Here is a 13,086-nt window from a genome sequence, read left to right as displayed (position 1 = left end):
ATTATCCTCTTCCAAGTTCCTGATGAGCTCTTGCAAGGTGTCCTGCAGCTAATGCTCCAACAAGAGATAATTCACCTGCAAGTACAGTACATGCAACAATCTCTGCAAATTCACGTGCTTTATCAGAACCTGCAACACCAAGAATCTCCAATCCCTCATGAGCAACTTCAAGACTTGTTCCTCCACCAACAGTAGCTACTGGCAAATCCGGCAGATTAACAGAAAAATATAAATCTCCATCCCTATCTTCTGCTGTTGTAATACCTAATGAACCTTCAGCAACATGAGCAGGATCCTGACCAGTTGCCAAAAATATTGCTGCAACCATGTTTGCATAATGTGCATTAAATCCCATACTTCCAGCTGCTGCCGAACCAATTAAATTTTTAGCCATGTTCACTTCAACAATTGCTTCAGCAGTTGTTTTAAGCTTTTTTAACACTATATCTTTTGGCACCAATATATCTGCTATAACACTTTTTCCTCTTCCTTCAACAATGTTTATCGCAGCAGGTTTCTTATCAACACAAACATTACCACTTAATGCCACATGAACTGCACTAGTATCTTGTGCCAGTTTATCTAAAATTTTTTCAGAAGCTATTGTTACCATATTCATTCCCATACTGTCCCCAGTTGAAAAAACAAATCTTGGATAAACATAACTTCCAACTATTAAAATAGGATCAATTTTGATTAATTTACCATGAGAAGTTGTGCTTTCCGCAATAGATTTTAATTCATCAAAATTATCAATAAACCATTGTTTAATTTTTAATGCATCACCCACACCTTCACACTTAATTACTGGTGCACGAGTCATAATATCTGAGGTTATTCTTACATTTGCACCACCAGACGCAGTAATAGTTGATGCACCCCTATTAATAGAAGCTACAAGTGCTCCTTCAGATGTAGCGAGGGGTACAAATACTTCACGACTGCAGCATTCACCATTGATTTTTAATGGTCCTGCTATACCCATTGGAAGTTGTAATACTCCAATGGAATTTTCAATATTACGAGCAGATGCTCTTTCCATATCAAGAGTATAATTTGAGATATTATCTAATTTAATAGAATATTTTTGTTCTAAAAATTCTCTTCTAATATCTGTTGCCTCTTTTGCTGAAACTTCCCTATCCACCTGATAAAGTTTCATTTCACCATTTAATAATTTATCAATAATTTCCTGATTTGACATCACATAACCTTTTTAAGTAAATTTACAATTTCAGACGGTTTTGCTGCTACTTCAACACCAGCTTCATTTAAAGCTCTGGTCTTGCTTTCAACAGTACCAGAATTCCCTTGGATAATAGCTCCAGCATGCCCCATTCTTTTACCTGGAGGTGCAGTTCTTCCTGCTATGTAAGATACAACAGGTTTGGTCATTTCTTCAGCAATGAATTTTCCAGCTCTTTCTTCTGCTGTTCCTCCAATCTCACCAATTAAAACAACAGCATCAGTATCCTTATCTTCATCAAATCTTTTTAAAATATCCACATAATTATCCCCAGTTACCGGATCCCCACCAATACCTACTGCTGTACTCTGACCGATTCCAGCATTAGTAAGTTCATTAGCAATTTCATATGTTAATGTACCACTTCTTGAAATTAAGCCGACATTACCTTTTTTAAAGATATGAGTAGGCATGATTCCTAATTTGCCAATTCCCGGAGATATAATTCCCGGAGTATTTGGACCAATAATGGTTGTTCCCATTTGTTTTGCATATGCCATAATCTGCATACTGTCATGAACTGGAATGTGTTCTGAAATAATAACAACTAAATCCAAGTGTCTTATTGCTTCAAATGCAGCATCTTTTGCAAATTTTGCAGGAACAAAAATAATTGAAGCATTAATGTCAGTTTCTTCTTTTGCTTCTTCTATTGAGTTAAAAATTGGAATCTGGTCCAAAAACATTCGTCCGCCCTTACCAGGAGTAATTCCTGCAACAATATTAGTATTATAATTTAACATTTGTTCTGTATGGAATGAACCTTGTTTGCCAGTTATTCCTTGAACTAAACATTTTGTATCTTTATTTAATAAAATCATGATTAATAGCTCCTATCTTAATATCCTAGTTTTATTTTCAAATGGAACAGCCAAATCAATTATATTCCCATTCATAAATGCAGTAGCTGAAAATATTACACTACCTGGTAATACATTACAAGTTGTTCCTCTTTTAACTAAATACACATTTTTATTTCCGAGTGCAGCCCCAATCATTGCACTAGCTATTACACCAACAGATTCTATATTTTCAACGGTAGCTACAACAACAGGATCATCGGTTTCTGGTGAAACATAACCGACACCAGGTATTTTTCTTATTTTAGATTCGATGTAATCCGAAACATCAGTTAAATTTTTCATGCCTTTTGCAGCATCGATGGTTGAATTAGCAACATCTGCAACAAATGGTTCCCCCCCATATGTATCAAAACCTAAAACAATAGCATCAGGATATCTATCTTTTCTAACAGTTGATTCGGCATATGAAATTCCTTCACCAGCACCTTCAGGAGTTTGTGAAATTCCAGATAAATCCCCTAAGTTCTCTGCACTTTCTTTTAAAACATTAACAATACCTTCATTTACAATTTCAAGCAAATCATCTTCAACAAATGCGCTTACAACAACATCATCACCTGTGACATTAGTTAAAGCAACATCTCTTGCACCTAATTTTTTAACTTTATAAAGGCTTTTTTCAATATTTTCTACTAGCATAGTACTGCAAGATACATCGTTTTTTGATATATCTGCACCTATTGCAGTAATTTTCAAATTAACACCTTGAATAATTGATTTTTGAAATAAATAAAATATTAAATTTTATTGATATATTATTTGTTATTTAATTTATTTAAGTATTATTTATCAATTTGAGCTAATTTAAAAAAAAATTGTCTGATTTAAATTTTATATAACCAGCACATCATGAATTAGATTTAAAAATTCCATGTTTAAAAAAAATAGCTTAATGATGCATTTAATGCCCATTATAGAATATAATATTTAAATAAAAATATAAAAAACTAATTAATATTTTAAACAAATGCTCATAATGAAATTAAAACAAGCTGAATATCAGAAAAATATCCTGCAAGTTTTTAAAAAAGCAATAATCTACAATAAACTTTAATTAATAGAAATAAGTTATAAATAATTAATGTATTCTCAGACAAAAATCGCAATTCCAATTTTTCAAAATGATTATAAAAATGTAATTGAAGTAGCTAATGACTGTATCAAAAAGGGAGCAGATGTTTTAGAATTCAGAATTGATGCTCTTGAAAATCCAAATATTCGTGAAATAAAACAAACAATTGAAGAAATTAATTTTCCAATTATTGCTACTAACAGAATAATTACAGAAGGTGGATTTTTTAAAGGAACAGAGGAAGAAAGATTTAACATATTATATGAATGTTGTGATTTAGTTGATTATGTGGACATTGAACTTCAAAGTAACGACGAATACATTAATAAAATTCATGACACTGGAGTTACAACCATAATTTCTTATCATGATTTTGAAAAAACACCCAAATTAAGTGAAATAACATATATTGTTGAAAAAGAACAGGAATTGGGAGATATTGCCAAAGTTGCATTTATGCCACAAAACCTTGATGACACTTTAACAATCTTAGCCGTTCTTTCCCATTGTAAAGATACAATTGCCATTTCTATGGGTGAATTGGGAAGCTATACTCGCATTATGGCTTCAAAATTTGATTCACCAATTACATTTGCAGCCGGGAGTGATGTTACAGCCCCAGGACAAATTGACATCGAAACTATGAAAGCATTACTCAATATGAATTTAAATATAATGGATGAATGATTCAAATGGCTAAAAAAAATATTTTAGCTTTAATAATACTTATTCTGATTATCATTATTTTTGGAATGAATCTGTTTAATAATACTGTAAACATCTATCTTGATGGGGAAAATGTAAGTGTTGAAACACAAACTTTTGAAGATATCGATTCTAACAGTTTAAACAAAGATATCTGTAGTTATACATTAAATGTTATGAATAATACAACATCCGATGTGGAAACTTTAAAAAATGGAGTAGAAAAGCTTTGTTATCAACATGGTCTTGAAGATGCTGAAATAAACATTGATTCAAGTTTAGGACATGATCAGATCCCAATTATTGTCCATGTTGACGGAACATCAATGCTTCCAACATTACAAAACGGACAAACAGTTTTAGTAAATAAAACTCATGATTTTGAAGTTGGTGATATTGTTGTTGCAGAATCTAAGGAATATGGTGGAATTATTAAAAGGGTTGACAAAATTGATGAAAATAAAGTTCATTTAATAAGTGACAACAAAAATATTTCATATGAGTATATTGATGGAGCACTATATCAAATCAAAGGTATAACAACATGGGTAGATATTTCTGATGTCAACGGTGTGGTTATTGATTATTAATTTTTAAGTGTCAGCCAAAATTCCAAAATCGATTTTTAATAAAATCGAACAATGATTCGATTGAAAAATAAATAAACATTTGCATGAATGAATTTAATTTTGAAAGCAGCATTCATAAAAAAAGGAAAATAATTTAAAAAAATTATTTCCCAGAAAGTGGATAAAATATTTTTAGTTAAATTCAATTGAACTACACAGCTTCATCCCCATGTTCATTTGTTCTAATTCTAATTACATTATCAACAGATTGTATGAAAATTTTTCCATCCCCAATGTTTCCTGTATAAGCTCCTTCAATAATCTTATCAACAATTAAATCTAATCTGTCATCATTGACAACAATTTCAATACGTGTTTTTGGAATTAGGTCAATGCAAAAATTTGAACCTCTGTAGGATTCCCTTATGCCTTTTTGACTTCCTCTTCCTTTTACCTCTGAAACTGTCATTCCCTCACAGCCGACTTCGATTAATTCTCTTTTAACATCTTCAAATTTTTCAGGTCTTATAATTGCAACGATACGTTTCATTTAAACCACCTTATGAATTGAAATTATATGCAGATTCTTTATGAAGATTATTGTCTAATCCACCAATTTCATCACTTTCTTCAACTCTAATTCCATCCATAGCTTTATCTAACACTTTAGCAAGAATAAAACTTATTGTAAATGCATAAACAATTGTAGCTACAACACTCATCACTTGAATCACAACCTGATTTGCGTTTCCAGCAATCAATCCTGCTGCTTCATTTACTGCAGGCACTGCAAATATACCAGTTGCAACTGCACCCCACACACCAGACATACCATGTATTCCCCATACATCTAATGCATCGTCATAACCAAGTTTTGGTTTTAAGTAATATACTGCAAAGTAAGATACTAATGGAGCTACAGCACCAATAATTAATGCTCCATATACATCAACAAATCCTGCTGCCGGAGTGATACCTACAAGTCCCGCAACCGCACCAGAGATTGCACCTAAAACTGTTGGTTTTCCAACAAGATATGTATCAATAATTGTCCAAACAATAAGACCAGTTGCTGCTGCAACATTAGATACTATTATTGCATTTGCTGCAAGTCCATTTGCTGCTAAGCCTGATCCTCCATTGAATCCCATCCATCCAAACCAGAGTAGTGCTGCACCTAAAACAGCATATCCTAAGTTATGTGGAATTAATGATGTGTTTTTTCTTCTTCCTAATACTAATGCAACAGCCAATGCTGAAATACCTGAGTTAATGTGAACTACCGCACCACCTGCAAAGTCAAGTGCACCCATCTGCATTAGCCATCCTCCTCCCCATACCCAATGAGCAATAGGGACATAAACAAGACATACCCACAATACAGTGAAAATAACCCAAGCTTTTGTTTTCATTCTTCCAACCAAAGCTCCAGACATAATTGCACAAGTTAATCCTGCAAATGCACATTGGAACATGACAAATAATAATGTTGGAATTGATCCACTTAAGTCATCAATTCCAATTCCTTGTAAGAAGAAATTAGTTGGTGAACCTATTAATCCATTAATATCTGATCCAAATGCAAATTGATAACCAAAAATAACCCATATTACACTAATTATTGAAAATGCAATAAAAGTTAAAAAAATTGTATTAAGAACATTTTTTCTTTTGCTTAATCCTCCATAAAAGAATGCTACTGCCGGAATACTCATCAAAAGTACAAGAAGTGTACAAACAAGAACCCAAGCAGTGTCACCCGCACTAAACATAACCATTATATCAAATCTCTTAAATTAAATTATAAATTTTATCCGATATTCATTTCAACTATATTATCGGAAGTAATATGTCGGAAGTATTATTCCTACATAAGACTATTGAACCACATCGTATATAAACCTTTGTATAACCTGGATATCAAATACAAAAAAATAAAATTGCTAACTCAAAGAGTGATTAGTAAAAATAATATAAATTCGCTCCAAATTAATGGAATTATAAGTTTAAAAATTAATATTTTAAGAAAATATTAAATATAAGCTTTTTAAAAAGATAATACTAGTATAAACAAAATACTAACTAAAATTAAAAAAAAGTGTTATTATGAAAGGCTCAGTTAAAGCGAAATTAATTGTATTTATGGTTATTGCACTACTTGCATTCGGTATTAGTTCTGCATTTGCTAGTCTAATAATAAGTGATTCGCCTGATTCATACAAATTGATTCCCATCAAAAATGATTCATTTGAACCGAACTACATTAATAAAGTCCCGACTATTCTTCCGAAAGTTGAAACAAATAACACTACAAATATTACTACAAATAAAACTAATTATAACATGACCAATTTGAATTATACAAATCAGTGGGTTGAAACATACGAAAATTAAGAGGACTGATAAAATGAGTGAAAAAAAGAAATTTATCAGAGATAGTGTCTATGGAGATATTAACCTAAACGATTTTGAAGTAAAAATTATGGATATGCCGCAATTCCAACGCCTAAGACGAATTAAACAGTTGGGATTGATTAGCTTAATTTATCCCGGTGCAACCCATACTAGATTTGAGCATTCAATTGGAACAATGAATTTAGGATCAAAACTTGCAGAAGAACTTGATTTGAAAAAAGATGAGATAGAATTAATCAGATCTTCATCATTATTACATGACATTGGCCACGGTCCGTTTTCACATGTATCCGAAGGAGTTCTATCGGTTCCTCATGAAGAATTAACAAAATTTGTTGTCACTAAGACATCCATGAGAGAATTACTTGAAGAAAAATTCGATGTTAATGAAATTGTAGATATTGTTAATGGAAAAGGATATCTTGGCCCGATCGTTTCTGGTGAACTGGATGTTGATAGAATGGATTATCTTTTAAGAGATTCACATAATACCGGTGTTGCATATGGCATTATAGACTATGAAAGGATTATATCCAATTTGAAATTAGAAAATGGATTAATATTAGATATTAAAGGAGTTCAAGCTGCTGAAGGAGCTCTTGTTTCAAGATACTTCATGTACCCTAGTGTTTACCAACACCACACAACTAGAATCGTCAATTCAATGTTTAGAAGAGCTTTAAAAAAGATTATTGATGAGAAAATAATCAATGAAAAGGATATTTACAAATATGACGATACCGACATGATTAGCATATTTAGACATTGCGACAATACATTTGCAAATGACATTATGAACAGATTAGACAATAGACGCATAATGAAAAGAGTGAAAACAATAAGGCTCAATAATTTCAAATTTCCTGAAAAAATGTATAAAATCAAAGCAAAAACATTAAGAAAAGCTGAAGAAGAAATTGCTGAAGATTATGGTCTTGATAAAGATTATGTTTTTATAAATATTGCTGAATACCCTCGTTTTGATGAAATGAAAACACAAGTTAATGTAGATGGAAAATTATATCCATTGACAAAAATATCAAATATTATTGGTGCATTAAGTAAAGCAAGATTTAATATACCTGACATAAGTGTTTATGTAGACAATAGCGAAAGATCCAAGTTTGATAAATTCAAATTAGAAAATTACTTAGAATTACCTGAGATTGACAGAGAAAAGTTCCATGGAATTCATTATGACCAGATTAAATTAATATAGGGAAAAATATGATAGTTGTCGGAATTACTGGAGCAAGTGGAGTAATATATGGAATAAAACTCCTTGAAGCTCTAAAAGAATTAAATATTGAAAGTGCATTAGTGATAAGTGATTTAGCTAAAGTTGTTATTGAATCAGAAACAGATTATACATTTGAGGACGTAATAAAATTATCAAACACATATTTTGATTTTCATGATTTAACTGCATCTATAAATAGCGGATCATTTAAAACAGATGGCCTAGTCATAGTACCATGCACAATGAAAACTTTATCATCAATAGCTAATGGATATGGGGCAAATACAATAACTAGAGTGGCAGATGTCAGTTTAAAAGAAAAAAGACCAACTATTATTGTCCCTCGTGAAACTCCACTTAGAAGCATTCACTTACAAAATATGCTAACATTATCACAAGAAGGAGCAACAATTTTACCAGCAATGCCCGGATTTTACTCAAATCCTAAAACGATTGATGATCAGATCAATTTTGTTGTTGGAAAAATTTTAGACTCGTTAAAAATTGAAAATAATTTATTTAAAAGGTGGGAATAAATGTTAGATGATAAGGATTTTATTAAATCCTGTGATGTGCCGGGACCTACAAAAGAAGCTATTAGGGCTATAATTTTATATAAATCAGAAGTAACATCTAAAGACAAAGTCGTCGATTGCGGATGCGGAACTGGAGGAATTACTTGTGAATTTTCCCAAAGAGCCGGTGAAGTAATATCAATTGATACAGACCCAGAAGCAATTGATGTGACTTCAAAAAACCTTAAAAAATTTGGTCTTGGAGATAATGTCACTTTAATTAATGATAATGGCTCAAAAGCATTAAAAAATATTAAAGATATTGATATTGCCATTGTGGGAGGCAGCGGCAGACAACTTGAAAATATCTTAGATATCATTAATGAAAACTTAAATTCAAAAGGTAGAATAATTATTACAGCTATTTTAGTTGATACAAAGGTTGAAGCAATTAATAAACTCAAAGATTTAGGATATAATCCAAAAATAATGGAAGTTAATGTTTCTAATGGAAGAGTTCTTGATCGTGGTGTTTTAATGATTAGTGAAAACCCAATAGCAATTATTACTGCTAAAAAAAGATAAAAATTATTAAAAATATGGGAGATTATAAAATGGATGAACATGAGAAATGGAAAATTAAATTTTCACTTTTAATGGTTGTTTTAATAATCATTATTTATGGATCAAATTACCTCGTACTAGGAGACGGAGAACATATTATTTCATATGTTTGGACACACTTAGGTTTTATTCCTGTAGATATTCTCGTTGTAGCATTCTTACTTGAAGGAATTATCGAAAGAAAAGAAAAAGAAGCAATGCTTGAAAAATTAGACATGCTCATGAGTACTTTCTTCTCTGAATTAGGTAATGATTTAATAACTCAATTAAGTACTGCTAACAGACATAAAGCAAGTACTGCCAGTTTAAAATCAATTAAAAATTGGGATGACGAAGATTATGAAGATAAACTTGAAGAACTTAAAAATTCCCCAATTGAATTCACAGCAAATATTGCACCAGAAAATAGAGAGAAGTTTTTAGAGGATTTAAGAGAATTGCTTGTTAACAAAAGAGAATTTATCCTTAATTTAATAAATAACCCAAATCTACTTGAAAAAGAAGAATTTACTAGTTTGATTAATGCTATTCTTCACTTAGATGAAGAATTAGAGCACAGAAAAGATTTAGCTTTAGTAAATGATATTGACTTTGGACATTTAAATGGAGATATGAACAGAGTATACAATATTCTAGTACATGAATGGGTTTATTATTTAAAATATCTTAACAAACATCACCCATACATGATTGCATTAATGATACGTACTAACCCATTTGACGAAGATGCAAGTGTATATGTTACAGAATAAATAATGGAGAGGTTTAATATGAGTAATACAATTAAAAATGATGAAAATATTAAATCTTGCATCATTTTATGTGGTGGGCAAAGTAGAAGAATGGGTCAAGACAAAGGTTCGATGATTATTCAAAATAAACCTATGATAAAACACATACTTTCTACTTTAAACAAGCATATCGATGAAGTAATAATTGTTTTAAATGACCAAGTAAGAGTTGATAAATATGCTAAATTTATCAATCCTGAAGAATACACCTATTCCATCACATTCCTAAAAGATAAAATTAAAAGTAAAGGACCACTGTCCGGAATTATGACTGGGCTTGGTGAAATAAAAAGTGATTACGCTTTAATTTTACCATGCGACAGCCCATATGTTTCAGAAGATTATATTCAAACTATTTTTTCACAGATAGATAGTGATTATCAAGCTATTGTTCCTTATCATGATGAAAATAATAAATTGAAAACATCAGAGCCTCTTCATTCAATCTATAAAAAAGATACCATTACCGAAATTGAAAAACTAGTTAATGAAGATGTATTACATATTAAAGGATTAATAGAAAAGATAACAACAAAGTTTATTTTAATTGATAATAAAAAAATAGAAAAAAAAGAATTTAGAAATCTTAATCGTCCAGAAGACATTTAAAGATTTTCAATTAATTCATTAACTTTTCCCATTGCAGTATTTACACAATAGAAAATTTCATCCTTAGTTAAAGGTTCTTCGCCACCTTTCTGCATTGAACAGATGTGACCATCTTTAGTAACACCAACATTCAAACGAGCACATGCAACTCTTTGTTCATCTAATGTTGGATCAATTACCATTTTATCAGCAATTTTAACAAAAGTGCATAATGCTAATTCATTATTAATTGGTAAATCAAAAGTTTCATCATCACTAATAACTACCTCATCATCAACAATATTTGCAACAGGCAATTTAGTAGATTTTAAAGCAGCCATGACTGCTAATTCACATGCATCAAAAAGATTTCCGCAGTTATCAATAATATGTAAATCTACAAACAACATCCATACATGCTTTCCTTCTTCAACACATAACTTATCCAAATCAATTAACTGACTTTCACGAATACCCCTATCAACCACACGTGCAAGTTCAATAGAATCTTCACTAGGAGGTCCCGGTTCAAAACAAGGATCAGCCATTGGTAACATTTCACAATTAGTCATTAAAACTCCCAAATCCGGAGTATCAGGGAATGGAGTTCCAAGCTGTGGTTTAATACCAACAATGACTTGAGTTCCACCAAGTTTTACACGAGCAGAACCTTCAGCTTTAGAGATAACATCAGTTTCAATAGTAATATCCCTATATTCAGTTAAATCCCTACCATCTTCCCTTTTATCATTTTTGATAAGGTCAGCAATACTTTGTCTTGTAATTTCTGGTACTATATCCATATTATCCCCTCACTGTTCTGTAGAATACTTTTTCATTAAAGCTTCTTTTTGAAGTTCACTAACTTTAAGACACCCTTCCATAGCTAAATCTATAGCCTTTTGGAATTCTTCTTCAGTTAAGTCACCATCACTTTGTAATAAAGTAATTTCCCCAGTTCTTGGCATTATAGCAATTGGGATATCCGCTTGACCTTCTTTATCCTCATATTCAGATAAATCAAGTACAACTTCATCATCAACTTTACCTGCAGCACAACCTACAACAATATCCTTCATAGGAATTCCTGCATCAACAAGTGCAACAGAAGCAGCTGTAATTCCAGCACAACGAGTTCCACCTTCAGCTTCTATTACTTCTATATAAACATCAATCATTGAACGAGGATAATTTTCCAACATTAAAGCTGGCCTTAATGCATCCGCTGTAATTTTAGAAATTTCAGATGATCTTCTATCTGGTCCTGGCCTTTTTCTGTCATCTACTGAGAATGGAGCCATATTATACCTGCATCTAATTACTCCAGTATTTGGTTTAAGCAATCTTCTAATATAAGATTCTCTAGGACCATAAACAGCTACTAAAATTTTATTTCCACCAAATTCCAAGTAAGCTGAACCATCTGCACGTTCAAGTACACCTGCTTCAATTTTAATAGGACGTAATTCATCATATTTCCTACCATCCTTTCTAATAAACTCTGACATCATATCAACCTCTTAATCTGCGAAGAATTATTTATTATTCAATATAAAAGAATTATTTGAGTTATCTCCATAAGATAATCCATTATCTTTTTTACTTTTATTTTTTCTTTTTAACTCCTCGATAACTTCAGCAATATTAGGCTTATCTCCTTTTTCTTTTATTTCTTTTGCTTCATGTTTTGCGCGTTCTTCTTGTTCTAATTCTTCTTTAAAATCTTGAAGTTTAGGTTTTTCCAAAACAAAATCTTGCTCTTCTTCAGCTTCTTCAGGAGGCAGTTCCCCATCAATAGCTAAATATAATTTGTTTTTAATCTTATTGGTCAAACCAGAAGTATGAGCTTCAGCTTCAATTAAATGAATTATATTTTTGGTAAGCTGTTCCATGTCCTTGTCACCTTTTACCCAGACAAGACCATTTTGACCAACGACAATTTTACAATTAGTTTTATCCTTAATCATGTTGATCATAGAACCTTTTTTACCAATCAATCTAGGAACTTTAGTTGGAGCAATATCTACGATGATTCCTCCTTTAAATTTACCCATTCCTCTTCCTTTCAAACCGAGTTTTGCCTTTTTGATTTCATCAACATCGACAACTCTTAAAAATAGAACATCCCCAATATCATAGACTTTATTGAGTTCTTTTTTTTCACGACCGAACACTTCAAAAGCAGGTAAAATTCCAGAATAAGGTGAATTAATGTCTACATTCCACATTGAGAATCTAACATCACTAATCTTACCTATTACAACATCTCCTTTTTTAGGAACATATTTACTTTTAAGAGGAATAACTCTAAGTTTTTTATTCCTCAAAGAAACAAGTCCCATTAAAGAAGAACAAACCTTACCATTCTCTTTAAAGGTACCTCTTCCAGAATAGTATTCATCGTCAGCTAATATCTGACCAGGAATAACTAAATCTTTATTTTCCACATATATCATAA

At 31.4% G+C, this 13,086-nt stretch carries 16 protein-coding genes; 8 read left to right on the top strand and 8 right to left on the bottom strand.

Annotated elements, in window-relative coordinates; translation table 11 throughout:
- Position 1: 1 nt before the first annotated feature.
- From hmgA to EDC42_RS07440, 3 genes are read right to left on the bottom strand one after another with little or no spacing between them, the layout of a single operon-like run.
- Positions 2 to 1,204 (bottom strand): hydroxymethylglutaryl-CoA reductase (NADPH), encoded by a 1,203-nt coding sequence (gene hmgA, locus EDC42_RS07450; RefSeq protein ID WP_069573196.1) that lies wholly within the window; start codon positions 1,202 to 1,204, stop codon positions 2 to 4.
- Entirely contained in the window at positions 1,204 to 2,067 is an 864-nt protein-coding gene (gene sucD, locus EDC42_RS07445; RefSeq protein WP_083234819.1) for a succinate--CoA ligase subunit alpha, read from the bottom strand. Before sucD ends, hmgA begins: the two co-directional genes overlap by 1 nt.
- 12 nt (positions 2,068 to 2,079) lie before the next feature.
- On the bottom strand, positions 2,080 to 2,805 hold the full coding sequence (locus EDC42_RS07440; RefSeq protein WP_069573186.1) for a hypothetical protein: 726 nt from the start codon (positions 2,803 to 2,805) through the stop codon (positions 2,080 to 2,082).
- Between the two features lie 385 nt (positions 2,806 to 3,190).
- Between EDC42_RS07440 and aroD the strand changes: the two genes are divergently transcribed.
- Positions 3,191 to 3,868 (top strand): type I 3-dehydroquinate dehydratase, encoded by a 678-nt coding sequence (gene aroD / locus EDC42_RS07435; protein ID WP_069573180.1) that lies wholly within the window; start codon positions 3,191 to 3,193, stop codon positions 3,866 to 3,868.
- 5 nt (positions 3,869 to 3,873) lie between these two features.
- Complete coding sequence (locus EDC42_RS07430) at positions 3,874 to 4,476, top strand: S24/S26 family peptidase (protein WP_069573319.1); 603 nt, start codon at positions 3,874 to 3,876, stop codon at positions 4,474 to 4,476.
- A 190-nt stretch (positions 4,477 to 4,666) separates the two neighbouring features.
- On the opposite strand, the gene EDC42_RS07425 is transcribed toward EDC42_RS07430, so the two are convergent.
- Both EDC42_RS07425 and EDC42_RS07420 read right to left on the bottom strand, forming a co-directional pair.
- On the bottom strand, positions 4,667 to 5,005 hold the full coding sequence (locus EDC42_RS07425; RefSeq protein WP_069573175.1) for a P-II family nitrogen regulator: 339 nt from the start codon (positions 5,003 to 5,005) through the stop codon (positions 4,667 to 4,669).
- A 10-nt stretch (positions 5,006 to 5,015) separates the two neighbouring features.
- Positions 5,016 to 6,233, bottom strand: coding sequence for an ammonium transporter (locus EDC42_RS07420; RefSeq protein ID WP_069573169.1), 1,218 nt, complete (start codon positions 6,231 to 6,233; stop codon positions 5,016 to 5,018).
- A gap of 328 nt (positions 6,234 to 6,561) precedes the next feature.
- Here EDC42_RS07420 and EDC42_RS07415 point away from each other — a divergent pair, with 328 nt between their 5' ends.
- The 6 genes from EDC42_RS07415 to EDC42_RS07390 are packed head-to-tail and all read left to right on the top strand — an operon-like array spanning position 6,562 to position 10,649.
- Positions 6,562 to 6,849, top strand: coding sequence for a hypothetical protein (locus EDC42_RS07415; protein WP_069573165.1), 288 nt, complete (start codon positions 6,562 to 6,564; stop codon positions 6,847 to 6,849).
- Between the two features lie 13 nt (positions 6,850 to 6,862).
- On the top strand, positions 6,863 to 8,089 hold the full coding sequence (locus EDC42_RS07410) for an HD domain-containing protein (RefSeq protein WP_069573160.1): 1,227 nt from the start codon (positions 6,863 to 6,865) through the stop codon (positions 8,087 to 8,089).
- Positions 8,090 to 8,097: 8 nt separating this feature from the next.
- Positions 8,098 to 8,646: a UbiX family flavin prenyltransferase gene (locus EDC42_RS07405; RefSeq protein ID WP_069573155.1), complete on the top strand. Its 549-nt coding sequence runs from the start codon at positions 8,098 to 8,100 to the stop codon at positions 8,644 to 8,646.
- Entirely contained in the window at positions 8,647 to 9,210 is a 564-nt protein-coding gene (gene cbiT, locus EDC42_RS07400) for a precorrin-6Y C5,15-methyltransferase (decarboxylating) subunit CbiT (protein ID WP_069573149.1), read from the top strand.
- Between the two features lie 29 nt (positions 9,211 to 9,239).
- On the top strand, positions 9,240 to 10,001 hold the full coding sequence (locus EDC42_RS07395) for a hypothetical protein (protein ID WP_069573144.1): 762 nt from the start codon (positions 9,240 to 9,242) through the stop codon (positions 9,999 to 10,001).
- An 18-nt stretch (positions 10,002 to 10,019) separates the two neighbouring features.
- Positions 10,020 to 10,649: a molybdenum cofactor guanylyltransferase gene (locus EDC42_RS07390; RefSeq protein ID WP_069573138.1), complete on the top strand. Its 630-nt coding sequence runs from the start codon at positions 10,020 to 10,022 to the stop codon at positions 10,647 to 10,649.
- Here EDC42_RS07390 and rrp42 read toward each other — a convergent pair.
- Genes rrp42 through rrp4 form a run of 3 tightly spaced genes read right to left on the bottom strand, consistent with a single transcriptional unit; the run spans position 10,646 to position 13,084 of the window.
- A complete protein-coding gene (gene rrp42 / locus EDC42_RS07385) occupies positions 10,646 to 11,431 on the bottom strand; it encodes an exosome complex protein Rrp42 (RefSeq protein ID WP_069573133.1) in 786 nt (261 codons plus the stop codon). The two genes, EDC42_RS07390 and rrp42, sit on opposite strands and share 4 nt — an antisense overlap.
- Before the next feature lie 9 nt (positions 11,432 to 11,440).
- On the bottom strand, positions 11,441 to 12,139 hold the full coding sequence (rrp41, locus tag EDC42_RS07380; RefSeq protein WP_069573127.1) for an exosome complex exonuclease Rrp41: 699 nt from the start codon (positions 12,137 to 12,139) through the stop codon (positions 11,441 to 11,443).
- Between the two features lie 24 nt (positions 12,140 to 12,163).
- Complete coding sequence (gene rrp4, locus EDC42_RS07375) at positions 12,164 to 13,084, bottom strand: exosome complex RNA-binding protein Rrp4 (RefSeq protein ID WP_069573121.1); 921 nt, start codon at positions 13,082 to 13,084, stop codon at positions 12,164 to 12,166.
- Positions 13,085 to 13,086 lie beyond the last annotated feature (2 nt).

The organism is Methanobrevibacter gottschalkii DSM 11977, from assembly GCF_003814835.1.
GTDB classification, from domain to species: domain Archaea; phylum Methanobacteriota; class Methanobacteria; order Methanobacteriales; family Methanobacteriaceae; genus Methanocatella; species Methanocatella gottschalkii.
This window is presented reverse-complemented; position numbering and strand designations above follow the sequence as displayed.

Bases quoted from the DNA above. Each gene is read 5' to 3' on its own strand.
- rrp4 (WP_069573121.1), bottom strand. From the start codon at position 13,084: ATGATATATGTGGAAAATAAAGATTTAGTTATTCCTGGTCAGATATTA.
- hmgA (WP_069573196.1), bottom strand. From the start codon at position 1,204: ATGTCAAATCAGGAAATTATTGATAAATTATTAAATGGTGAAATGAAA.
- sucD (WP_083234819.1), bottom strand. From the start codon at position 2,067: ATGATTTTATTAAATAAAGATACAAAATGTTTAGTTCAAGGAATAACT.
- EDC42_RS07410 (WP_069573160.1), top strand. From the start codon at position 6,863: ATGAGTGAAAAAAAGAAATTTATCAGAGATAGTGTCTATGGAGATATT.
- EDC42_RS07395 (WP_069573144.1), top strand. From the start codon at position 9,240: ATGGATGAACATGAGAAATGGAAAATTAAATTTTCACTTTTAATGGTT.
- cbiT (WP_069573149.1), top strand. From the start codon at position 8,647: ATGTTAGATGATAAGGATTTTATTAAATCCTGTGATGTGCCGGGACCT.
- aroD (WP_069573180.1), top strand. From the start codon at position 3,191: ATGTATTCTCAGACAAAAATCGCAATTCCAATTTTTCAAAATGATTAT.
- EDC42_RS07405 (WP_069573155.1), top strand. From the start codon at position 8,098: ATGATAGTTGTCGGAATTACTGGAGCAAGTGGAGTAATATATGGAATA.
- EDC42_RS07425 (WP_069573175.1), bottom strand. From the start codon at position 5,005: ATGAAACGTATCGTTGCAATTATAAGACCTGAAAAATTTGAAGATGTT.
- EDC42_RS07430 (WP_069573319.1), top strand. From the start codon at position 3,874: ATGGCTAAAAAAAATATTTTAGCTTTAATAATACTTATTCTGATTATC.
- rrp42 (WP_069573133.1), bottom strand. From the start codon at position 11,431: ATGGATATAGTACCAGAAATTACAAGACAAAGTATTGCTGACCTTATC.
- EDC42_RS07420 (WP_069573169.1), bottom strand. From the start codon at position 6,233: ATGGTTATGTTTAGTGCGGGTGACACTGCTTGGGTTCTTGTTTGTACA.
- EDC42_RS07390 (WP_069573138.1), top strand. From the start codon at position 10,020: ATGAGTAATACAATTAAAAATGATGAAAATATTAAATCTTGCATCATT.
- EDC42_RS07415 (WP_069573165.1), top strand. From the start codon at position 6,562: ATGAAAGGCTCAGTTAAAGCGAAATTAATTGTATTTATGGTTATTGCA.
- rrp41 (WP_069573127.1), bottom strand. From the start codon at position 12,139: ATGATGTCAGAGTTTATTAGAAAGGATGGTAGGAAATATGATGAATTA.